The 21668-nt window shown below is 67.6% G+C and carries 21 protein-coding genes, 1 tRNA gene, 1 pseudogene and 1 riboswitch; of the genes and pseudogenes, 19 read left to right on the forward strand and 4 right to left on the reverse strand.

Annotated features, from left to right (window positions below; all coding sequences use genetic code 11):
- Positions 1-4 precede the first annotated feature (4 nt).
- Entirely contained in the window at positions 5-565 is a 561-nt protein-coding gene (locus VMT65_RS12310; RefSeq protein ID WP_326308245.1) for a hypothetical protein, read from the reverse strand.
- 55 nt (positions 566-620) lie between these two features.
- Between VMT65_RS12310 and VMT65_RS12315 the strand changes: the two genes are divergently transcribed.
- From VMT65_RS12315 to VMT65_RS12335, 5 genes are all read left to right on the forward strand, one after another.
- Positions 621-809: a hypothetical protein gene (locus VMT65_RS12315; RefSeq protein WP_326308246.1), complete on the forward strand. Its 189-nt coding sequence runs from the start codon at positions 621-623 to the stop codon at positions 807-809.
- Between the two features lie 86 nt (positions 810-895).
- Positions 896-1222, forward strand: coding sequence for a type VII secretion target (locus VMT65_RS12320; RefSeq protein WP_326308247.1), 327 nt, complete (start codon positions 896-898; stop codon positions 1220-1222).
- Between the two features lie 2 nt (positions 1223-1224).
- The gene (locus VMT65_RS12325) at positions 1225-3570 is read left to right on the forward strand and encodes a TPR repeat region-containing protein (RefSeq protein ID WP_326308248.1); all 2346 of its coding nucleotides are present in this window, start codon (positions 1225-1227) and stop codon (positions 3568-3570) included.
- The gene (locus tag VMT65_RS12330) at positions 3567-4415 is read left to right on the forward strand and encodes a hypothetical protein (RefSeq protein WP_326308249.1); all 849 of its coding nucleotides are present in this window, start codon (positions 3567-3569) and stop codon (positions 4413-4415) included. The genes VMT65_RS12325 and VMT65_RS12330 overlap by 4 nt, the downstream gene beginning before the upstream one ends.
- 33 nt (positions 4416-4448) lie before the next feature.
- A complete protein-coding gene (locus VMT65_RS12335) occupies positions 4449-4649 on the forward strand; it encodes a hypothetical protein (protein ID WP_326308250.1) in 201 nt (66 codons plus the stop codon).
- 480 nt (positions 4650-5129) lie between these two features.
- Here the strand turns inward: VMT65_RS12335 and VMT65_RS12340 are convergent, their stop codons facing one another.
- Positions 5130-5483: a VOC family protein gene (locus VMT65_RS12340; protein ID WP_326308251.1), complete on the reverse strand. Its 354-nt coding sequence runs from the start codon at positions 5481-5483 to the stop codon at positions 5130-5132.
- Between the two features lie 101 nt (positions 5484-5584).
- Here VMT65_RS12340 and VMT65_RS38415 point away from each other — a divergent pair.
- Positions 5585-5782 (forward strand): annotated as a pseudogene (locus tag VMT65_RS38415) (DUF1835 domain-containing protein); the annotation flags it as partial.
- A gap of 38 nt (positions 5783-5820) precedes the next feature.
- Positions 5821-6330 carry a DUF3658 domain-containing protein gene (locus VMT65_RS12345; RefSeq protein WP_326308252.1) on the forward strand — a complete coding sequence of 170 codons (510 nt, stop codon included), beginning with the start codon at positions 5821-5823 and terminating at the stop codon, positions 6328-6330.
- Between the two features lie 106 nt (positions 6331-6436).
- Here VMT65_RS12345 and VMT65_RS12350 read toward each other — a convergent pair whose 3' ends face one another.
- Positions 6437-6664: a hypothetical protein gene (locus VMT65_RS12350; RefSeq protein ID WP_326308254.1), complete on the reverse strand. Its 228-nt coding sequence runs from the start codon at positions 6662-6664 to the stop codon at positions 6437-6439.
- Between the two features lie 707 nt (positions 6665-7371).
- Here VMT65_RS12350 and VMT65_RS12355 point away from each other — a divergent pair.
- The 3 genes from VMT65_RS12355 to VMT65_RS12365 all read left to right on the forward strand — a co-directional run bounded on the left by VMT65_RS12355 (position 7372) and on the right by VMT65_RS12365 (position 8941).
- Positions 7372-8277 carry a helix-turn-helix domain-containing protein gene (locus VMT65_RS12355; protein WP_326308255.1) on the forward strand — a complete coding sequence of 302 codons (906 nt, stop codon included), beginning with the start codon at positions 7372-7374 and terminating at the stop codon, positions 8275-8277.
- Positions 8274-8471, forward strand: a complete 198-nt coding sequence (locus tag VMT65_RS12360; protein WP_326308256.1) for a DUF397 domain-containing protein — start codon at positions 8274-8276, stop codon at positions 8469-8471. The genes VMT65_RS12355 and VMT65_RS12360 overlap by 4 nt, the downstream gene beginning before the upstream one ends.
- Before the next feature lie 83 nt (positions 8472-8554).
- Positions 8555-8617, forward strand: a riboswitch (guanidine-III (ykkC-III) riboswitch).
- 9 nt (positions 8618-8626) lie between these two features.
- Positions 8627-8941, forward strand: coding sequence for a DMT family transporter (locus tag VMT65_RS12365; RefSeq protein WP_326308258.1), 315 nt, complete (start codon positions 8627-8629; stop codon positions 8939-8941).
- A 3-nt stretch (positions 8942-8944) separates the two neighbouring features.
- Here the strand turns inward: VMT65_RS12365 and VMT65_RS12370 are convergent, their stop codons facing one another.
- On the reverse strand, positions 8945-9601 hold the full coding sequence (locus VMT65_RS12370; protein ID WP_326308259.1) for a hypothetical protein: 657 nt from the start codon (positions 9599-9601) through the stop codon (positions 8945-8947).
- A gap of 466 nt (positions 9602-10067) precedes the next feature.
- Here VMT65_RS12370 and VMT65_RS12375 point away from each other — a divergent pair, with 466 nt between their 5' ends.
- From VMT65_RS12375 to VMT65_RS12415, 9 genes are all read left to right on the forward strand, one after another.
- The gene (locus tag VMT65_RS12375) at positions 10068-11348 is read left to right on the forward strand and encodes a hypothetical protein (RefSeq protein WP_326308260.1); all 1281 of its coding nucleotides are present in this window, start codon (positions 10068-10070) and stop codon (positions 11346-11348) included.
- A gap of 1597 nt (positions 11349-12945) precedes the next feature.
- Complete coding sequence (locus VMT65_RS12380) at positions 12946-13701, forward strand: hypothetical protein (protein WP_326308261.1); 756 nt, start codon at positions 12946-12948, stop codon at positions 13699-13701.
- A 4-nt stretch (positions 13702-13705) separates the two neighbouring features.
- Positions 13706-15100 (forward strand): hypothetical protein, encoded by a 1395-nt coding sequence (locus VMT65_RS12385; protein WP_326308262.1) that lies wholly within the window; start codon positions 13706-13708, stop codon positions 15098-15100.
- Positions 15101-15378: 278 nt separating this feature from the next.
- Complete coding sequence (locus VMT65_RS12390) at positions 15379-15933, forward strand: hypothetical protein (protein ID WP_326308263.1); 555 nt, start codon at positions 15379-15381, stop codon at positions 15931-15933.
- A 17-nt stretch (positions 15934-15950) separates the two neighbouring features.
- Positions 15951-17606 carry a cutinase family protein gene (locus VMT65_RS12395; protein ID WP_326308264.1) on the forward strand — a complete coding sequence of 552 codons (1656 nt, stop codon included), beginning with the start codon at positions 15951-15953 and terminating at the stop codon, positions 17604-17606.
- On the forward strand, positions 17603-18985 hold the full coding sequence (locus VMT65_RS12400) for a hypothetical protein (RefSeq protein WP_326308265.1): 1383 nt from the start codon (positions 17603-17605) through the stop codon (positions 18983-18985). Before VMT65_RS12395 ends, VMT65_RS12400 begins: the two co-directional genes overlap by 4 nt.
- Positions 18986-19289: 304 nt before the next feature.
- A tRNA-Gly gene (locus VMT65_RS12405) sits at positions 19290-19362 on the forward strand.
- Between the two features lie 130 nt (positions 19363-19492).
- The gene (locus VMT65_RS12410; protein ID WP_326308266.1) at positions 19493-19801 is read left to right on the forward strand and encodes a hypothetical protein; all 309 of its coding nucleotides are present in this window, start codon (positions 19493-19495) and stop codon (positions 19799-19801) included.
- Positions 19802-20038: 237 nt separating this feature from the next.
- A complete protein-coding gene (locus VMT65_RS12415) occupies positions 20039-21163 on the forward strand; it encodes a hypothetical protein (protein ID WP_326308267.1) in 1125 nt (374 codons plus the stop codon).
- Positions 21164-21668: the final 505 nt, after the last annotated feature.

The following is a 21668-nucleotide window of genomic DNA, read 5'->3' on the forward strand; positions in this document are numbered from 1 at the left end:
AATCTCAGGGCCCCATGGTCCAGAGGACCATGTCGTTCTGGAAGTTGTCGAGCATGGTGGTGAAGCCGATGCTGGCCTGCATGGGTTGGGTGTGCTGGAGCGGCATGAGGTAGAGAGGGGTGTTGTAGCTGAGGAGAAAACAGCTCGTGGCCCCGCAGCCGCCGGGCACCAGCGCATTCCCCGCGCCGCCGCTGGGTTGCCACACGGTCTGCGGTCGGCCGCTCACCACGGCTTCGGCGACCATGGGCGCCTTTCCGAAGGCGATGCCGGGGAATTCGAGGCTGTGCCCGAGACCGCTCACCAGTTGAATGAAGCCGCCGCTCTGGGGCGTGTAAACGTGGTCCCACCGCTGGTCGGCCGCAATGTACCCGTCCGCGTTGAGTTTGCACGGCAGCAGCTCCACCTCGACGTTCTCGCCGAGATCGGTGAGACAGCCGTCGTAGTACACGTTGTGCAGATATTGCCCAGCGGGACTCGGCCTGGCCTCGGTCGGCGCGGCCCCGAAGACCAATGCCGCGCAAAGCGTGGAGAGCAGCCCCACCATCACCGTCGATCTGTGTGTCACCGCGACAGCCTGCGCCGACGAAATTTCAATCGCCTTACATTCGTGGATCACCGGTGTGGTTCTGCCGCTCAACCGCTTCCGAGACGTCCCCCGATTCCTGCTGTGGACCAGACGGATTCGCACGCAGTTGAAGACCGCCGAGGGCTGCGCCGGTTACACCCTGGACGCCCAGCCGTTCGTGAAGACCTTCTGGACCTTGTCCGCCTGGTCCCACGCCCACGCCCGCATCAAGCGAATCTCCTGACCCGCTCTGGTATCGTTCGGTCCCGACTGATCTTGCTGTTGCGCGAAATGCGTTGCAGGTGAGGCGAATCTGAGCAGGGGGCCTGCATGGAGGTGTCGCCGCAGGAGCTGCGGGACGCGGCGAGCACGATCGACGGAATCGCCGACGCGGTAGGGAAACTCGCGACCTTCGCCGGGCCGTTCACGGCCTCGGGACTCTTGGGTTCCCTGGGTTCGGGCATGGCGGGCTCCGCCACCGCCGCTCAGCTCGATCGAATCGAGGCGGTGCGGTCCCAGGCGATGGGTGTGGTCGAGGGGCGGTATCGGGAGATCGCCGGGCTGCTGCACACCTCCGCCGACACCTACCACGGCACCGACGCGGACGCGGCCGCGCGGTTCGCGGCCTTGGGTGATCTCAATACCGGGGAGCGGTGAGCATGGCCGTTCCGAGCAAGACCACGGTGTTGAACTGGATCGTCGATCTCGGCTATCTCGCGCCGACGATCGAGTCGATCGCCAAGGGCATCAGGGACAACGCGTCGACGATGTACAAGACCATCGACGGCCTGAACTGGTCCGGGCGGGGCCGGATCGGCGCGGACGGGCGCGCCGAGCGGGAACGCCAGCAGATGGGTGTGCTCGCCGACGCCTTCGACGATCTCGCGACGGCGTGTCGGAATGGTCAGGCGCGGTTGGAGCCGATGGTCACCTCGGCGCGGCAGACAGTCGCCGTGCTGACCGGTGACGGCTACGCGGTGGCCGAGAACTGGTATGTCAGTGATAAATACAACTATCCGGCCGCGCTGGTGTTGGCGCGCGGGAATCAAGAGCAGACGGATCAGATCAACCAGCTGCAAACCGACCGGTCGAACGAGGCGGCGAATCAGACCGTCGCTCTGCAACGATTGGCGGCCGATATCGGGGTCGCCGATGACGAGGTCGCAACCACGATCAGCACGGCGCTGGCCACCATCGAACAGCTCTCCCCCGCTGCGGCGGGACTGAATCCCATACTCGCGCAACATGATCTGGCTTCCTGGAAGAGCGGCAAGACGACCCCCGATCAGCTCGAGCGCCTGCGCGTGGCGACCCGGCTCACCCCGGACCAGCTCCAGGATCTCCTCGACGGCAAGCCCGTCGACCTGCCGCAGGAGCGCTACGACTACCTGCGCGGCCTCATGCGCGGCCTGGACGGCATGAGCGTCTCCGACCTGGCGCGGCTCGGCGACAAGCTGCCGCCCGACCAGCAGGGCACGCTGCGGACCGGCGTGGTCGACGCCATGCAATTGATGTCCAACCCGCAGATCGAAACCGTCGGCGACGGCACGGTCGAGGATCGCGGCGGCATGATCCAACTGCCCACCCAGGTGCGAAACCTGTTGCGGGAGAACCCGGTCCGCCGCAGCGAGAAGTACGGTTCGAGCGAGTTCATCGGCAACTTCATCGACATCCCCCGCGAGGCCGACTTCGGCGTCTTCGTCGACCTCCTCGGCAAGGGCACCCCCGCCCTGGCCCAGGGCAGCGACCTCGACCGCGGCCTCCTCAAACAGGGCGCGGAAATCGCCGGTGCCAGCGCCGTCAACCTGGTCCCGGACCCCAAGCCGCACAGCGTCACCGACCTCGCCGACCGCATGCTCGACCGCGCGGGCGGCGACCGCCTGGCCGTCCACGACCTGCTGTACGGCAGCAATATGCAGTGCACGGTCACCGAGGGCGGGCACTACGACGCCGCTTCCCACGTCGGCGACATCATCGGCCGCGACTGGCACGGGCACGAGGACGGCGTCACCACGGTCATCCAGACCGCGGGCCAGTACAGCATGTCGACCGACCCGACGCTGAATCGGCAAGCGGGAGAGTCCGCGTGGGCACTGGCGAGCTATGCCAGCACCCACAGCCAGGAGCTGCTCCACCTCGATGGCGGAAGCCAGTCGATCGGAATGGTGAACGCGAATATGACCAAGGCGCTCGGGCAGACCTTGGCCACCTACATTCCGAGCATGGTCGGCGTCCCCGACGACATGTTCGGCACCCACGGCTTCGGGCCGATCGACCAGGCGAACGTCAAGAACATCTTCGCCGTCATCGACTCCAACAAGGACGCCGCCATCGACTTCAACCGCGCTGCGTACGTGACGGTCGCCCAGATGAACCAGACCTTCGGAGCCCAGGGCGGCACCAATTTCGCACTCGGTGAATGGGCCGGAAGAATCGACGCCGCCGCCCAGTCGGGGATGCAACTCGAACTCGACGGCAGGAAACTGGATCTGGCCGAACAACTCAAATACGAGCAGAGCCTGTTCGACTCGTTGAAGGATGTCGCCGCCTTCGGCGGCAAACACATCCCGCGACTGATCGGGAGCGCAACCGGCGAATCCCTTGCGATGCCACTGGGATTCAGCCTCAGCGACTTCACCGAGCTGGGTGTCAAGGTCGCCGCACCCGAGGTGAAGAACTGGCTGTTCGGCGCGGTGCCGGAGCTGGGGCCGAAGGCTGACCTGGACGGATACGGGAGTCAGGCAAAGCAGTTCTACAACATCCTCCAGGGCATGACATTGACGCCCGACCACCCCGACTATTCGAAGGATCCGAACATCGGCCGCTACTTCGACGGCAACGGAAACCTGATGTCATTCGAGCAGATCAAGCATCTCGACGGAAAGGACGGAGCGACCAGCCTCCCCGTATTCAAGGGGCAGATGAAGAACTTCATGCCGGGTCTCGTCGCCTACGATGACGGCTGGCGAGCTGCACACGATCCGGCAGAATGGCATCCACGATGATCAAGTCGACGAGCCGATGGCGAGCGCCCGCGGCTATTGCCTTGGGCCTCACGATGACTCTGACCGCTTGCAAGTCCGACGCACCCACATATCGAATCCCGGATTGGTTCGGGTTCAACTTCAGCTGGTCCGCCGAGCCCGGGGTTGGACTGACGACGGACGCTGCGGTCATCGCCCGCGCCTATCTGGAATCGGCCTTCATCTCCTACCGCACCGACCCGATCGGCAATCCGTGGCCGACGCCGAACAAGTTCTCCTACCCCGGATATGAGCGGGCATATCAGCCTTACGGCTCGGCCGAAATGCGCCTCGACGGCATGTCGATGCCTCAGGAGGAACCTGCCAACACTCGGGTGGTCGGAACCTTCTACGCACGCCTGCTCGAGCTCAAAACCGATGACGCCGCCCAAGGATCGCAGACGCCCTGGCATGCCGTGATGTGCGTCTGGGTCGACGGACTCGATCTGCAATCACCGCCCGACAAGGACCCTTTCGGTGGCCGTTACCACCCATTCGTCAATGTCGGCACTGGGGGAAGTCTCAACGGCACAGGTCGAACGGTGCGGCTGGCCATGCAGCAGCCGCCCAGCGGCCAACCGACACGTCTCTCCAAGGGCGAAGGCACGCAACGCTATCCGAGCACGGATGTGTTCGGCGATTGGAAAATCACCGACGCGAAGATGACGGATTCGGGCACGGATTCTCCCGGTGATCCGAATGTTTGCGCCGACCGCGCGGATAACCCCGTGCCCACCGCGCTACGCGCCCGAAATCCTCTGACACCGTCGGATACCCCCGCCCCCACGCTCGACCCCTACCCCGGCTGGCCCGCGAGCAAAACGTAAGCCTCCCAGCAAGTCACCGATTCGGAGCGCGCTATGAGCTGGTTGAACCTGCCCAAGGAAATCAGAGCCGCGCTGTCGAAACCCCTTGGCGCACCTGCCGACCCACCCGACCTCGGCGACCTGAGCGACCCCGATGATCCGCCCTTCACCCCGGTCCCGGGCTACACCAATGCGATCAGCTTCGAAGACTGGAAGCGTGAGCGCGAGTGGACGATTCTCGCTCCCCCGTGGTGATCCGCGGCGGCCTGGAGTTGATCATGGGCCTATTCCTGCACTATCCCACCGGAATTGACAGGAAACTGCCCTCCGGGAGCGATTTGTGCACGAATCGGCCCATTTAAAACGAATCCTCCCCTGTAACAACCGATTCCCGCCTAACGACAGTCCCTTGAAGGCTCCGGCGCGGTAGGGAGCGGAACATGCCTGACACCTCCGGATCATTGGCACGATCGGCGCGCCAGCGATGGTTACCGCTCCTACGACCCCTCGCCGGTGTCTTGACAGGGGTTGCGTTCCTCCTCGTCGGCATCGAGTGCGTCTCGGGCCAGTACCATCCCGACTCCGACGTCCGCATTCGTCCGATGTACCCGGTGGTGATCAAGCCCTTGCCGCAGGCATCCCCGCCGACTCCGGCTCCGGCCAGCGGCCCCGCCGCTCCGCCGAAAATGAGTCCGGCCGAAGTCCCGGCCGGGGCGGCCGATCGGCACACGACACTCATGTTCCCGCGATCTCGATGACGAAGATCGAGTTCCCGTCCGGATCGACGAACGGGGCCTTTCGGCCAGCCGCACCGTCCGGACCAACCAGCACGAACGGGCCGGGATGCAGTCCCCGCGAACCGATTTCGGCCACCGCGGTCTCCAGGTCCGGCACGGCGATGTTCACCAGCGCGTGTCCGGCTCGTTCGGGATCGACCACGATGTAGACGAATGCGGTGTCGGCGAGCTGCCACATCGCCTCGGTCCCCGGAGTGACCACGATATCGGCGGCCCGCCCGAACAGGCGGGAGTACCAGTCGTCGGCGGCCGCGAAATCGGTCACGGCCAGGCCGAAGAACAAGGAGTTCATGGCCATGACTTTAGGGATTGTCTCGGCGGGAATCGGGGGTGATCAGGAATTGGGGGTAAACCCGGAGGCGGGGTTCGGCTAACCGTGGGCACACTGGCTGAATGACCACATTGCACCTGGTTGGCGGCCCGTCTGCGGGTGAGGTGGTGCGCGCGGTGCTCGATGACAGCGACCGTGCCGCCGAATCCATCGAGTGGTTTCCCGACAATCTGAATTGCGGACCATTGGAGCCCGACGATTACGCCGCCCGCGTCCAATGGTGGAGTTGGTACGACGACATGGTCCGGACGGAATTCCCCGAGGTCGATCCCACCATGGTGGGTACGCTGCCGACCTCATGGCAGCCTTCTGGGGACGCGCCGAGCAGGCCGATCATCTGGTGGTCTGGTACGGCCGGGACAATGCCCAGGAGTCGGCGATGTTCCACGAGATCTGCCACAGGCTGCCCGACCGTCCTCTCGAGGTGGTCGAGGTTCCCAGCGCGGTCCCGTTCTATTCACCCGACGAGCTGGCCCACTACCTGACTCTCGCCCGCCCGATCACCGACGGCGAACGAACCCGGGTCCGCGACATCTGGCAACGACTCCGACAGGAGAACCAGACCTTCCGAGTCGTCGAGGATGGTAACCTGGTCTCCGCTCCCGCCGACCATTACGACAAGGCACTGCTCTACCACGTACCTCCCGACTGGACCCTCCTCGCCCGCGCCACAGCTCCGGTTATGGCCGAAATGAAAGTCGATGACGTAACCCTGAAATGGCGAATGAAGACCCTCATCGAGTGCGGAGCAGTCCTCGCCGACGGCAACCCCTGGCTATCCCGCCGAACGAAAGTCAAACGCCCATAACTCTTTCGTCGAGTGGCACATCCTGGAGGGAAATTCGGGCAAATCCCCTCCATGACGTACCACTCGGAAGGCTATTGGGCTCGAAGAGGACATCGCGCAGGGAATGTCAGAAGGCGAAGCGACGGGACTTGGTCGCCAGAGCGGCGCGGCCGCGAGGGGTGATGCGGTAGCGGCCGCGGGGCCGAGAGGGCGTGATGAGGCCGCGGGATTCCAGGTGGGAGAGGGCATTTCGAGTGCGCCAGGTGGTGAGTGGGGCGGCGCGGGCGATTTCGGGTGCGGTAAGGGTGCGGTCAGGGTGGAGGGTGGCCAGTACCGCGATTTCGGCCGGGGTCATGGGAATCACCTCGCTGGGGTGGCTGGGATGGCTGCGATCATGAGGATCGCGTCGGAACGGTGACTGGGGCCATGAGGATCACCTCGAGACGGCAGCCGAGGACATGGCGATCACCTGGAGGCGGTGACCGGGAGATGAGGATCAACTGGGGCGGCGGCTGTGGACATGGATGCCTCGGGGCGGCGGCCGAGTTCATGAAGATCACCTCGAGACGGCGGCCGAGGCCATGCGGTCCGCCTCGAGACGTCGGGCGAGGACATGAGGATCCACCTCGGGGCGGTGAGTGGGACGTGGGGATCGCCTCGGGGGCGGTGGGTGGGGTCATGGGGATGGCCTGGGTGGGGTGGCGCGGTGGCGGCCGGTGGGATGGGGTGGAGGGCAGGGGATTTCGAGGTGGCCGCCGGTGAATAGGGGGAGGCGGAGGGACTCTCGGGGCGGCTCGTGGCCGATACGGTAGGAGTCCCAGCAGGTTCGGGCGATGACGGCGGTGCAGAGCACGATGATGGACAGCAGCGCCCATGCGTCCCAGGGCATTTCAACCTCCCGCTTACGAATGCTGGATGCGAACTCGGGATGAGCTCCTGAGCATCAGTAGACGGCTGAGAACTCCAAAACGGGAACAGCAAGCTAAGGAAACGCCGATAATTAGCGCGATATCCAGTTTTGCCCTTCCACCACGGCGCTACCCAGATAGCGAGGCTAACGAAATGGCCGGATCATCGCTTCCCCGCAGGGCACTTGGCAGAACTCTTCGCAATTACCGAATCCGCGCCGGGAAGAAGCAATCCGACGCAGGACAGTGCATCGAAACATCTCCCCAAAGCGTCAGCAGAATGGAGGACGGACAGCCGATCAAGATCTCCACGCCCCAGATCAAACACTTGCTCGACTTCTATGGGATGCCCGAACCCAACGCAGAGCGCGACGAGGTACTGAGCCTCTGGGAGGAGGTGAGACGACATGACCAGATCGCGAAAGCGCAGGGTACGCCCAAAGGTTGGTGGCGGTCCTACAGCGATCAACTCGACGGACACTTCGACCACTATCTCAGCCTGGAAGCAGCGGCCAATCGACTGACGTCCCACCAACTCTCGTTGATACCCGGCCTCCTGCAAACGACCGAATACCGAAGAGCCTTGATCCGTGCCTCGGAGTTGGATCTGTCACCCGTCAACATCGAGCGCCGACTCGAATTCGCCGCCCGGCGACGAACGCGGCTGGACGAGGACGATTTTTGGTTGGATGCACTGTTGTCCGAAGCAGTGCTCAGGCATCGCCCCGGTGGCCCGGCAGTGATGGCAGAGCAACTGCGGTCGCTGGCTGAAACCAGTGAACGCCAGAGTGTTTCAGTTCGAGTGGTGCCATTCACCGTCGACACCAACAGCGGGTTACTGTTCCACTCCTTCACTCTGCTCGAATTTCCTCCCCTGGCAAGCAGATTGGTCGAGCCGCCGGTGGTCTACATCGAAGGCTACGAAGGAGCGCTATATCTCGAACAGGCGGAGTCGATTGCCCGCTTCCGCAGAGCGATCGCCAGTCTCGAGCGGGTAGCGTTGAGTGAAGATGCCAGCCGCGATCTGGTGTGGCGCATCGCGAAGGAGTACACAGCGTGAGCTTCGATCTTTCCAATGCCAAGTGGTTCAAGTCCTCCAAGTCCCCGAGTGCTTCGGAGTGCGTCGAGGTCGCTTTCGTAGGCGACAAGGCACGCATTGTCGGAGTGCGTGATTCCAAGGATCCGGGTGGTCCGGTGCTCGTGTTCTCGGGCGAGCAGTGGGATCGATTCCTTGGGAGTGGCGTTTGGGGGTGAGCCAGCCGGTGATCTCGGTGGGTGGAGGCCGAGATCACCATCGGGGAATTTGCCCTGGTCGCTGGGTGTTTGCCATCGTGTAGGTAGTCCCCGAGCGGGGGCCCGGACGAGGGAGCCGTACCCGGTGTGCGACAAGACGGCCTTCGGAGGTTGTCATGTCTTGGCTGGTACTGGTTGTGTCCGGGGTTTTCGAAGCGGTGTGGGCTACGGCGCTCGGGAAGTCCGAGGGGTTCACGCGGGTGGGGCCGACCGTGGTGTTCGGGGTGGCGCTCGTCGCGAGTATGGGCGGGTTGGCCTATGCCATGCGGGGGTTGCCGGTCGGGACCGCGTACGCGGTGTGGGTGGGGATCGGTGCGGTGTTGACCGTCGTCTACTCCATGGCCACGGGCGGGGCGGCCGTGAGCGCGGTCAAGCTGCTGCTGCTCGGCGGGATCGTGGCCTGCGTGATCGGGTTGAAGCTGGTCGGGTAGCGGCTATTTGGGGGCCTCGAGTTCGACGGTGTCGGCGGGGATGGACGGCACCGATTGAACGGTCTGGATTTTGGCGGCGGGGTCGGGGAGGAGGAGTCGCCAATCCTCGGAGACCCACAGGACGGTTTCGGCGGTCGCGGTGATGCTGGCGTCGGAGTAGGTCGAGTAGACGGTGAGGTCGGCGCGGTCGGGGGTGTAGTTGGTGATCTTGTAGGCGGTGATGTGGGGGGCGACCGTCGGGTTGGCGGGGGCGGTCAGGGAGATCTGGGCGCGGGCCAGCACCCACGAGTCCTTGGCCGGGCCGGGGATCAGGGAGATCGCCGCGATCTGCGGCCAGACGCCGTCGGGGGCCAGCGACAGTCGGGTGCTGTGGTTGATCGCCGCCAGGGCCGCGCCCTGCGGGGTGTGGGAGTAGCCCGCGGCGGTGGTGCCGAGTTTGCTGGGGCCGTCGTGCTCGCCGATCGGGAGTTGGACGCCCTGATAGTTCTCCCAGTGCACGTCCGAGGGGGCTCGCGCCGGGTCTACCTGCGTGGTCTTGGTCGCCGAGGCGCTGTGATCGCTGCCGCCGCAGGCCGCGAGAGTCAGGGCGCAGGCCGAGACGACCAGGGTCATTGCCACGGCGGCGAATGTTTGCACATGGTGTGCTGGCTTGGCGCGCATGGGGATTCCTTCGGGGGCACCGGGGTGCGGTCGAGAAGTGTTGCGGTGGCGCGGGATCGAGAATCGCGGTCGGGCGGGAACGAGTATTGCGCGGCGCGGGATCGAATGTCGCGCCGAGACCCGAGTATTGCGCCGAGGCGATATCGCGTATTGCGGTAGTGACGGGTATTGCGGGGCGCGGGGTCGAGTATTGCCCGGGTGGAGCCGATTGACCCTACGAGTCATAGTCGGTTGGGTTTAACAGTTGATAACTCCTGTCGCGGATCCGGTTGTGGGGACTGGCGATCCGGGTAAGATCTGGTCCGAAACATGATCATCGCAGGTGGTGGGGTTTCATGATGGATCATCGGAGCGCGGTTCCGGTGGGCCGCCTGTGTTGTGAGCCGGTGGTGTGGAATGCCATGGCAGCCGGGGGATTCGGGCTTCGCGCCCGGTGTTGTCCGTTCGGGGAATGGGAATTGGGGACATGAAGACTTCACGAACGTCGCTCCTGTTGTCGATGCTGCCCATCGCGCTGGTCGCGGGCCAAGGGGTGGCCGCCGCCGCCCCGGGTCAACCCGGATTGGCGGTACCCGGTGACGGGCAACCCGGCCTGAGCACCCCCAACCAGCCGCCCGCGAATTCCGCACCCAGCCCGGCGGATTGGATTCCCGACCCGCCCGTCGCTCCCCCGAACCGGCCGCGGCCCAAGCAGCAAACCACGCCGCAGCAGGACACCATCATTCAGCCGCAGTCGCCGAAGGTGACGCCGACGGAACCGGAGGCGACGCAGGATCAGCCTGCGGCGAATGCGCCCGAGGTGATGCCAGCTGACCCGCATCAATTGCGGCTGGGCAGCAATACTGTCGGGCTTCCTGATTGGGTCGACCTAAAGACACGCGATAAGGCCCAGGCCTACGTCGACATGGCCGAATGGCAATTGGCGGCCGCATACGACGGACTCGGCTTGCCCCGAGACGAATCCGACCGCAGAGCTGCTTCGACACTGGCTGGTGGTGTCCTCGGCGGCGTCACAGCCGCACCGGCGTTAGCCGCAATCGGGGTAGCTGGTGGATGCGCCACGGGCGCGGCGATGGGAGCGCTCGCAGGTGCTCTCATCGGCGGCGTCCCGACCGGCGGCGTAGGCGCCCCCGTCGGCGCAGTCGTGGGCGGCGTTGCTGGATGTGCTCTTGGCGCTGCGGCTCTCGGCGTGCCAGGCGTGCTGGTCGGCGCGACGGCAGGCACCATCTTCGGTGGCGCGTGGGGTGGCTTCGCGTCTCCTCAGAACAACCCTCAACCCCCAGCCTCGGTGCCGCCGCTGATCGATACCGCTGCGCAGGTGCCGCTTTCGAGTTCGGGAGTGCCCGGGGTGACGCCCGCGGTGCAGCCGGTGTCGGACTTCCTGAATCTGCCGGGGGTGCCCGCGCCGGTCGCGCAGGTGGCCGCGCCGGTGGTGCAGCAGGTTGCCACGGTGGTCGATCAGCAGGCGCAGGCCGTGGCTCCGGCGGTCGAGCAGGTGGCCGCCACGGTGGGGCAGCAGGTCGCGCCGGTGGTGGAGACGGCCGCGCCGGTGGTCGAGCAGGCCGTCACGACCGTGGGTCAGCAGGTGAGCGCCGCGGTCGGCCCGCAAGCCGCCCCGGTCGTCGACCAGGTGACGGAAGCCGTGAACACCCAGGTGGATTCGTTCCGCGCCGCAGTGGCCCAAATGCCCGCCCTCACCCCCGACGCCTTCATCGCCGCCCTCCAACCCGCCGCCCCGGGCGCCTGACCGGAACACCCCAGGTGCCGCCGTGACCACAAACGACAACACCTCCCCACCCCCATCCCCCGACTTCACCCGCCTCACCCCCACCCCACCCCGGGCCGAACCCGTCGGGACCAACACCGAACCCACCCCAGCCACAACCAAACCCATCAAGGCCAGCACGCGATCAATCCCGACTGCGGCCGAACCCGCCGAGGCCAACGCCACGTCGAGCCGGGACTCGGTCGAGTCCACCGGCGCTGTCGCCAGGTCCGAGGCGGGTTCGACCGCGGCCGAATCCGCAAGCGGTGGTCGATCAGGGTCGGCCGCCAGTGGATCCGCGGCCGTTGGGGGCGCATCGAATTCGGCTCGACTCACCGGCGACAGCGCCCGCGCCGGGTCCGGCAGCGCCCGGCTAACGGGTGACAACCCCCGACTCGGATTGGGCTCAGCCCGCCTCACCGGCGACATCAACTCACCCAAACCCGCCACGGTCCGCCTCACCGGCGACAACCCTCGCCCCGGATCAACCACCCGCCGCCTCACCGGCGAATCCGGCCTCCCCAAGCCCGGCGCAAGCCACCGCAGTGGCAACACCGCCCGGCCCGCAGGCACCACCCCACCGGCCGAACCCGCCCCGCCGCGCACCGAATCCGCCCGATCGCATTCCGAATCAGCCTCGGAGCAGGCCCAATCCACCACCCCTCGTCCCAAGCCAGCCTCGCCCCACGCCGAACCAGCCCCACCCCAGCCCGATTCAGCCGGGCCGCGCGCCGATTCAGCTTCGCCGCCCCCCGCGTCGACCCCGACGCCTTCCGGAACCGCTCTGACCAACACCGAAGGTTCCCCGACTGATTCCAAGTCGGCCTCGACTCACGCCGAAACGTCCTCGGCTCGTCCCGGGTCCACTTCCGCCCCTGCCGAATCGACCCCAACCCATTCCGAGCCGACCTCGACTCCTGCCGAAACTGCCTCAGCTCGTACCGAATCGACCTCGGCCAAGCGCAAGTCGGTCTCGGCTTCCGCCGAAGCGGCCCCGAACGCTCCAAAGTCGGCTTCTGGCCATGCCGACTCGACCCCGGCTCGTCCCGGGTCGGCTTCTGTCCATGCCGCGTCGGTCCCAAGTCATTTCGGGTCCAGTACGGTCCGCGCCGAATCAGGTCAGGGCGTTGCCGAAACCTCACCGGACCTTGCCTGGTCCCCGGCGGGCGGCGTCGAATCGTCTCAGGGCCGCGCTGGATCGTCCCCGGACCGCAGGGGGTCATCGGCGGACCGCGCCGCCACATCCCCCGACCACGCGGCATCCCCGGCGGACCGTGCCGGAACGTCCCCGGAGCGCACGGGGTTGTCGGCGGACCATTCCGGATCGGGCTCGGGCGGTACCGGAGCGGGCTCGGGGCAGTCCGTATTCGCTCGTGAGCGCTTTGGGGATGCGGCGGATCGGTTCGATGGTGGGAGGGGCGAGTCCGCGGCGGACAGGTTCGAAAACGGTGGGGCTGCGTGGGAATCGGGGGCGCGGCGGTTCGGGGCGGAAGGGGCGGGTTCGCGGGGTTGGCGGGAGGATCTCGATGTCGCCGGGGCGCGGCCGGGGGTCGGGCGTGGCGGGGGTGGGCGGCCGCCGATGCCTGCGCTCGCGCCGTCGGGGGTGGTGCCCGCGGCGGAGGTGGACAGCGGTGAGCCCGGGTGGGCTTCGTGGCTGAGTGAAGGGGGTGCGCCGGAGCCGAGTGGGTCGCGGCGGGAGGCCGGGGTCAGTCCTTATGACCTGATGGCCGAGGATCCGATGGCCGCGCTGGTGGTGGAGGCGCGGCGGCGGGCGGTGCAGACGCAGCGGCGGATACGGATTCGCCAGCGCGCCCTCGCGATTGCTGGAGTGTCGCTGACACTGGTGATCGTGGCGGTCGTGGCCTGGCTGGCGCTCTCGCCCGGGGATTCCGGCGCACCCCAGGCCATTCCGACCACCACCGCGAGCGCGTCCACCCCGGCGGCGAACCAGCCCGGACTCGTGGCCTGGTGCCAGGAGCGCAACACCCCCGAACGAGTCAGCGGAGCCAGCGCGGGCGACCTCGGCAGCGGCCCCGGCATCATCATGCGCCTCGAATACGCCTGGTACGTCCAGCGCGACGCCAACGCCGTGCGGGCCCTGCTCGCCCCCGACGCCCGCGTCGCCCCGGAACAGGCCACCCGCGACGCCATCGCCGCCACCCCGACCGGCACCCAGCACTGCGTGACCATCACCGGCGCGGACGCCGACCACTGGAACGTCACCGTCGACGAGAAACACCCCGACGGCTCCCAAACCTCCTGGCAACAGGTCATCACCACCGCCGTCCGCGACGGCCAACTCCGCATCACCGCCATCGTCGCCGGAAGCCGGTGACCCCATGGTCGACATCGACGACCGGCTCCGCCCCGCGCACCCCGGCCCACCCCACCCCGATTCGCCCCATGCGAACGCGGCCACACCCGGCGGCTCCCCAACACCCCACCGCGACTTCTGGTTCCGCCCGGACGAGTCCGCACAACACCCCAACCCGACATCCCCCCAACCGAACTCCCCCGCGCAGCAGCCTGGGTTCCCCTCGCACACCCAGGCCACGCCTCATCCGCCCGCGACACCCGAGCAGTCCGAGGCCACCCGCCGGGCCGCCACCGCGGCGTGGCAGGCCGCATTGGCGGCGCAGCGCCTCGCCCCTACCCCCACACCGATCACCCCCGCTGCCGCACAGGCCGATCCAGCGTCCCAATCCGATGCGGCGGCACGACAGGTCGACCCTGCGCCAGAGCAGACCTGTCCCGACGCGCGAACTGACACTTCCGCGGTGGAGCAGGCGGAGACGGCGGCGGGGCAGGTCGAGTCCGTTACGGGAGTGGAAGGTGGAGCGGGGCGGCGGGGTGAGGTGGTGGAGCGGTTGTTGGAGGCGGTGCGGGTGAGTGAGGGTGGGGGCGAAGGGGATTCGCGGGGTAGTGAGTTGTGGCAGCCTGCGCCCGCGGGGTCGCCTACGGATGCGGTGCCGTTGCGGGGTGGGCAGGGGCGGCTGGTGCGGGCGGCGGTGCCGTCGGTGCTGGTGCTCGGGGGGTCGGGGTCGTCGGGGGCCACGACCACGGCGTTGGGGTTGGCCGCGGCGGCGGCCGTGGACAGTGACGGGGAGATTTGGCCGGTTGTCGTCGACGCCACGCTCGGGGGCGGGGATGTGGCATTGCGGGGGTGCGATGCGGCCGCGCCGGTGAGCACGCTCCAGAAGTGGCTGGGGACGGCGTATCCGGGGCTCGCGTCGAGTGTGGGGGCCTGCTCGGGGCAGACTTCGACCGGGGTTCGGGTGCTGGCGCGGACACCGGATCCTTTGCCGCGCAGGGAATCTCTGGTCTCGGTCGCTCGACACCTCGAAACCGCCGGACTGCTGGGTGTTTTCGACGCCGGAGCACCCGTGACGAGCCGGTTGGCCGCACCCCTGCTGTCCGATCCCCGGGTCGGGCTGGTGATCACCGTGGCCGCGCGGCCCGACGCCATCAATCGGCTGCAGCCCGCGCTGGGGTGGCTGGACGAGAACTTCAGCGAATTCGTGGTCGGCGACGCGGTGATCGTGCTCACCGAGCAGGTGCCCGGGTCGGCGGCGGCCGTCGTGGATCACGTTCGGACACACCTGGGTTCATGGGTGCGGGCCGTGGTGCAGATTCCCTTCGACATACACCTCGCCAGCGGCGGTCCCATTTCGTGGCACCGACTCGCCGCCGAGACCCGGGACGCCTACCTCGCCCTGTTGGGGGCGTTGCGATGACGATCGAGCTATCGCGGCCGTACGGGGTGGATCCCGGCCAAGAGCATGCCGGGATGACGGGGAATGGACTCGTCGGCATCGCTGGGAGGGAACCTGGCGCGCGCGAGTTCGCGCCACACAGGCAGCCCGCACCCGGCATCTCGACAGGGCAACCCGCACCCGGCGTCTTGGCAGGGCAGCCCGCGCCTGGCATCTCGACGGGGCAGCCCGCGCCCGCCATGCAACCCGTGCCGATGTGGCATCGGGCCGTGCCGAATCGGCCCGCCAGACCGCCGCTCGTGTGGCTCGTCGGAGTGCACGGGGGCGCGGGGGTCAGCAGTCTGGCCGCCAGTTTGAGTTGGGCGGGCGATGCGGGGCAGCGGTGGCCCGCGCGGATCGGGCTCGGCGCGGATATGGATTCGCCGCTGGTCGTCCTGGTCGGACGCAGTCATCTGCGCGGGGTGAACGCCCTGCACCGGGCGCTGCTGGCGCATCAGGCGCAGGCCACGCCGGTGGGCAGCCAGGTGGTCGGGGTGCTCACGGTGGCGGATGCGGCTCGGCCACTGCCGATTCCGGTCGCGCAGCGGCGCGAGGAAATGGAGGGACTGGCCCTCGCCCTGGGCGCCCGCACCTGGCGACTCGGCTGGCTCGAGCAATGGCGGGCCCTGGAACCCTACGAAATGGCGGAATGGGATCCCGCCGCCGGACACACCCCGGTGGACGACGGCGATCCCACTCGCACTCCCCCGCAACCGGTTCGGCTCCTGGCCGAGCAGATCCTCACCGCGGCACGCATTGCCGGGGCGCGGATCACCGAACGCGCGCAGCACGGCGCGGAATCAGCCGATCCCTGATCTGAACGAGGTGCGACGTGCATCGAAACCCGCTGCCCGCCATAGGAGTCCGTAGCTCGGCGCTACTGACCGCCGTCGTCTGCGTCATCGCCATGGTCGCCGTCGGGGTGGCCCGGGGCGGACCGCCGGACACCACCGTGCCCATCGACAAATGCCCGGCCCTGTTCGCCCTCGGCATCCAGGGCACCGGCGAATCCTCCCCCGACGCCGCCGTCACCACCGACACCGGCATGCTGTCGGAGGTCTTCCGGCCCATGATGGCCGCCGCCAGCGATCCGGGGCTGGTGGATCGCGCCTACGTGCCGTACGAGGCGTCGTTCGGCGGGGCCACCTCGGCCAGCACCGTCACCTACTCCAAGTCCGTGGGCGACGGACTCGACCGGCTGCGGTCCATGGCCAAACAGGTCGTCGACCGGTGCCCCAGTTCGCGATTGGCGATCGCCGGGTACTCGCAGGGCGCGCACGTGGCCTCGCAGTTCGCGCAGGAGGTCGGCGCGGGCAAGGGCACGGTGCCGGCCGAGAAGATCGCGGCCGTCGCGCTTTTCGGTGACCCGAATCGCAATGCCAACGCGCCGCTGTTCCCCGGCAAGCCGGATCAGAAGCTGCCCACGGCCGCACCCGGCACCGACGGCAAGGCGGTCTCGGGGCTCGGGGATCCACCCGCCACCAAGACCGCGTCCGGGGCCGGAATCGCGCCCGACAGCGCCACTTTGGAGAATTTCGGGTCGCTGGTCGGGCGGGTCGCGGAATTCTGCACCGAGGGCGATCTGGCCTGCGATACGCCCGTCGGCGCGCCGCTGGTGCGGACCGTCGCCAATATCGCCGGGCAGGTGGAGCTTTCGGCCGGTGACCCGATCGGGTCGCTGAAGTCGATCGCGGAGGCGCTGGCCTACACCTCGATCAAGACCGTCACCTCGGTGGTGAACAACGACGTGTCGGGGACCTCGATCGCGGATCTGTCGTATCAGCCGCAGAAGTCGATCTCGCAGCGCATCGCCGACGCCTCGAATCCCAACACCCAGGTCGATATCCCGGGCGCGTTCCAGGCGCTGCTCAAGGTCGGGACCATTGCCATCAATTCGATCGTGGCCGTGGTGAAGGACATTCTGACGCCCGCCAACATCGCCGAGATCGCCACCGCCGGACTCGCCAATCCCATTGCCGGACTGGCGGTCTTCGGCGGGAAGCTGCTCGGCGCGGTCACCAACCTGGTGCCGCCGACCACGATCAGCAGGCTGGTCACCCAGTCGTTCTCGGCGGTCACCCAGAATATCACCGACAACAAGGATCTCCTCGACGTCACCACCTGGGTGCGGTACTGGGACACCGCGCAGAAGCACGACTACACCCACGCCCAGGGCGCGGGCTTCGGCGAGAGCCCGACCGACTGGGTCGGCCAGTGGTTCGCCGCCGTCGCCCACGACCTGTCCGGAGCCGCCCAATCCGGCAGCACACCCCTCGGTGGCAGCGACAAGCCCAGCGTCGGAATGGATTTCGCGGGCACCTCGACCGCACCCACCTCCACCCCACCCAACAACCAATTCCCCCTCGGCGGCACCGACCCCACCACCTCACCCACCCCGACGAGCGGCGCACCCCTGTTCGGCACCAGCTCACCCCCGACATCCGGCGCTCCCCTGATCCCCAACCTCAGCCCCCAGGCCACGCCATGAGCACCACCGAATCCGACTCGCGGACAACAGAACCCGTGACCCCCGCACCCGACGGCGCATACACCGGCACCTGGTCGGACTGGATCACCGGCACCCCGGCACGCCCCACGAATCCCGAAGAGTACGACGACTACTACGACGATTACTACGAGGACGGCGCATACCACCGAGCCCGCGAGAACTACGAGCCGATCGAATACGACGAAGACGACCTGGACGAAGACGACTACCCCGGCCCCGCTCGACACTCCCACTGGGACAACCGGCCCCACCCCGCCGGCCGCCACGCACACCAGCCCGACGACCCTCACTCGGCCGACGATGGGCCGCAACGCCATTCGATCGACAGCCGCAGCTCGGAGCCCGACCTGGACAACAGGTACGGGCCGGGCATTCGCCCCGATGATTCCGAGCCCCGACGTGACTCGGCCGATGACTACGAGTCCGGATCGGATTCCCAGTGGGGCGGTGGATACGAGTCTGACCAGCACACAGGGGATTCCGCGATTCGGAGTCAGTCGGCCGGTGGCAATGTAGCTGGCGAGGGGGAGGCCGTTCGGGCGGCGGGGATTCCGCCGCGCGGGCGGAGGTATCGGTCGCCGCGGGCGTTGAGTGCGTATGACGTGCTGCGGGAGCGGGCGTCGTTCGATCCGGCCGGACAGTCGAAGCGGGGGGATCGGCTCGATCCGCCGCCCGGGTATCCGACCGAGCGGCGGCCCCTCAAGCGGGCGCCCAAGCCCACCCCGGCGCGGGAGCGATTGGGGTTGTCGCTGGATCTCGGCGGGCGGCAGTGGGCGGTTCCGCTGCTCGGGTTGCTGGCGGTGCTGGCCGTGACCGCGGCCATCGCGGTGCAGATCGCCAAGGTCACGGGCGACAACACGCCCGCGAAACCGCATGTCGCCACCCCACAGGCCGCCGCACCGCAGACCCCGACCGCCACCGCCCCGCCCACCGCCTCCGGTTTCGCCCAACCGGCCGCCGGTCCCGCCGACCTGTGCCCCAATGAGACGAAGGGCGACACCGTGCGCGGCAACGGCCCCGGCAGCACCAAGTCCGGCCCGGATGTCATTCTCGCGCTACAGAATCGCTACTACGTCGACCGCTCCGGCAAGTCCGTCCGCGAAATGTTCGCCCCCGACGCCGCCGCACCCACCGTCGACCAAATCCAAGCCGGAATCGACTCCATCCCCGTAGGCACGACCTACTGCGTCCAAATCATGCCCGGCCCCTTCGACGGCCAACACGTCATGATCGTCACCGAACGCCACCCCGACACCACCACCCGCACCTGGTCCCCCCAACTGGTCATCACCACCAAACAAGGCGACGCCACCCTCATCTCCGCCATAGTCCCCCTCAACGAAGACACCCCCAAGTAGACACCCCACGAGCATGCAATCCAGCAGCCATCGGCCGAGTAACCCCCTGCTGAATTGCATGCTCGTCGACGCAATGACCGGGCTTCGGGCAACACCCGGCCTCTGACCCGTGCCTCGCCGCACCAGCAGCGCGGCGCGAGAGCCACCCGACCGCTTCTCGGTTCGTGCCTCGCTGCCACCGGCAGCGAGGCACGAGAGCTGCGAGAGTTGCCGAGAGTTGCCAGGCGTTTTGGTGAAGTGGGTGGGGGTGGGCTAATGTTCTCTCTCGCAGCCGGACGGGCCGAAAAGCCCCGAGGGACGCGATGCGGATGTAGCGCAGCTGGTAGCGCATCACCTTGCCAAGGTGAGGGTCGCGGGTTCGAATCCCGTCATCCGCTCAATACAACTTCTGGGCATCCCGATCGGTCGGATCAGCCCAAGCGATACGAACTTCGAGAGTCGTTCCAGCGCAGTAGATCTCGCGCACATCCCGGGCATGTCGCCCGCATTTCGCGGTACCTTTTTGTGGTGACCATGTTGCTCAGCGCCTTCCACGACACTGTGCTTTCCCAGATCGACGGAGGCGTACTCGCCCAGCTCGGTAATCCCACGCCGGAGACCCCGCCGGTCGCCGACAAGCTGCTCAAGCTCGTCCGCTACTTCACCTGGTTCGTTCTGCTGTCCGGTGTGCTGGGCATTACCTATGCGGGCGGTCGGTTCGCTTGGGAGAAATGGTCCGGCGGCGGGCTGGCCTCGCCGAAGATGGTCGCGGGCGCGATGATCGGCGGCATCATCGCCACCAGCGCGGGCACCATCATGAACGCCGTCATCGGCTGAGATGAACGCCGTCATCGGCTGAGCGACCCTTGCCAACCCGCGCCGGTCCGGCACCCGAATCCGGGCGGCGCGGACCAAACCCGCGCGCGTGACACGGGAAGTGTCGGTGGGCGCGGTTAGGCTCGTCGAACAGACTGGCGAAGACGGGTAGGGGCCGCCTTGACGACGAGCGATACACCCACGACGGCGACTCGGGAACCGAGGCGCGGGGCACCGGGCGAGGACCCGGGTGATGGGGTGGACTTCGGGCTGGAACAGGTCAATGAGGTGCTGGCCGGGATGGTCGGCGAGGTGGCCGCGGATCGGCCGCGGGATGCGGAGTTGATGACGTGCCGGCTCGGGCTCGATGGGGAGAGCCCGGAGACATTGATGCTGATGGGGGCGCGGTTCGGGGTGTCGCGGGATCGGGCGCGGCAGTTGTACACGCGGGCCGTGGGGACCATGCTGCGGCAGGTGCTGGCGACCGGGGAACCGGATCTCGGGGTTTTCGCCCAGCGGTATCCGGTCGGGTGGGGTGACGAGCGGCTCGTTCGGACGCTGCTCGCGGAAACCTATGCGACGGACGGGGATATCGCGGCGCAGGATTGGGCGTATCTCAAGCTGCGGCTCGCGGGGCACGATCTGCAGGACTCGAAACGGTTGGCGGGGTTCGTGTTTCAGCGGATCGCGGGGTGGCAGCAGAAGGGGCGCTGGCATCTGATGCCGAACGCGCAGCCGGAGGACGTGCCCGACGACGTCTGGAATCCGTGGCTGAAGCGAGTCGAATGGGGCACCGGCACACCCGCCGACCTGCCGACGCTACCGGCCGGTCGGCTCGACTACGACGATGACGGCCGCGGCCACATGTACTCCGAAAAGCTCGGCCGCGAAATAACTTTCGACACCGCCCTGCAGGCACGACTGTTCCGCCTCCTGGACGGCAGCGGCCGCGTGGAAACCTTCCGCGAGCTCCCGGCCGCCGTCACCTACGAGATCGACGGCATCGAACGCACCCACTACCCCACCGCCGCAGCCCGATTCACCGACGGCCGCACCGTCCTTCTCGACGTCCTACCCCCAACCCACACCGCCCTGCACGTCCACCGCACCCGCGCTCGCGCAGGGCGCGCCTACGCCCACGCGCACGGCTGGGGCTGGCTCACCTGGACCGGCAGCCGCCACGCCGTCGCGGATCTGATGACGCGCCCGGTCAATGCCCGCCTGGAGTCGACCCTCACGAACCGCCTCACCACCGCCCCCCTCACCTGGCCCGAATTCGACACCCTCCGAGCCGATCTCACCCCCCTCGACCTAGCCGCCCTCGTCCTTCGCCACAACTGGCGCTGGGACCGAGGCCCCTTCCGCCTCTCCACCGACACCTGACAGTCCCAAAAACCACCCGCCCGAATTCCGCCCGCCCCAACCACCGTCCCCTCCCCATCCCGACTCCTTTGCCGCCCACCACCACTCGGCCACATCGCCACGCGGTAGGCACAACCATGCAGGCGGACTCGCGCGGCGACCACAGTCACGCGGCCGAGCACAGACCAGCCACACGGCAAGCGCAGCGGTGCCACGCCCCGCCCACTAACGCGCGCGCCCACATCACCGCGCGGCGTATGGTCGCCCGCAACCGCCACTGGCTTTGCCCGCGGGCGGGGGCCGCTGCGTCACACGCACAACCACGCCGCCGGGCACAGCTCTATGCGGCGGATACGCGCGTGTGACGCAGCGCCCGGTTGCGGTGCGCTGACTCTCTGCGCGCGGCGGCCACCGGCACGGCCAAGCACAGCCGTAAGTGGCGGACCCGTCATACGGGCGGGCGTAGCCCTGCAACCCGATGCCGGGTGCAGCACATGAACCTTCGCCGAGGCGGCAGCCGCCCGCA

The sequence above is a fragment of the Nocardia sp. CDC153 genome (assembly GCF_035818515.1).
Classification (GTDB): domain Bacteria; phylum Actinomycetota; class Actinomycetes; order Mycobacteriales; family Mycobacteriaceae; genus Nocardia.

Bases quoted from the DNA above. Each gene is read 5' to 3' on its own strand.
- VMT65_RS12400 (WP_326308265.1), top strand. From the start codon at position 17,603: ATGAGCACCACCGAATCCGACTCGCGGACAACAGAACCCGTGACCCCC.
- VMT65_RS12365 (WP_326308258.1), top strand. From the start codon at position 8,627: ATGTCTTGGCTGGTACTGGTTGTGTCCGGGGTTTTCGAAGCGGTGTGG.
- VMT65_RS12370 (WP_326308259.1), bottom strand. From the start codon at position 9,601: ATGCGCGCCAAGCCAGCACACCATGTGCAAACATTCGCCGCCGTGGCA.
- VMT65_RS12355 (WP_326308255.1), top strand. From the start codon at position 7,372: ATGGCCGGATCATCGCTTCCCCGCAGGGCACTTGGCAGAACTCTTCGC.
- VMT65_RS12335 (WP_326308250.1), top strand. From the start codon at position 4,449: ATGAGCTGGTTGAACCTGCCCAAGGAAATCAGAGCCGCGCTGTCGAAA.
- VMT65_RS12380 (WP_326308261.1), top strand. From the start codon at position 12,946: ATGCCTGCGCTCGCGCCGTCGGGGGTGGTGCCCGCGGCGGAGGTGGAC.
- VMT65_RS12375 (WP_326308260.1), top strand. From the start codon at position 10,068: ATGAAGACTTCACGAACGTCGCTCCTGTTGTCGATGCTGCCCATCGCG.
- VMT65_RS12385 (WP_326308262.1), top strand. From the start codon at position 13,706: ATGGTCGACATCGACGACCGGCTCCGCCCCGCGCACCCCGGCCCACCC.
- VMT65_RS12325 (WP_326308248.1), top strand. From the start codon at position 1,225: ATGGCCGTTCCGAGCAAGACCACGGTGTTGAACTGGATCGTCGATCTC.
- VMT65_RS12350 (WP_326308254.1), bottom strand. From the start codon at position 6,664: ATGACCCCGGCCGAAATCGCGGTACTGGCCACCCTCCACCCTGACCGC.
- VMT65_RS12320 (WP_326308247.1), top strand. From the start codon at position 896: ATGGAGGTGTCGCCGCAGGAGCTGCGGGACGCGGCGAGCACGATCGAC.
- VMT65_RS12345 (WP_326308252.1), top strand. From the start codon at position 5,821: ATGGCAGCCTTCTGGGGACGCGCCGAGCAGGCCGATCATCTGGTGGTC.
- VMT65_RS12340 (WP_326308251.1), bottom strand. From the start codon at position 5,483: ATGAACTCCTTGTTCTTCGGCCTGGCCGTGACCGATTTCGCGGCCGCC.
- VMT65_RS12330 (WP_326308249.1), top strand. From the start codon at position 3,567: ATGATCAAGTCGACGAGCCGATGGCGAGCGCCCGCGGCTATTGCCTTG.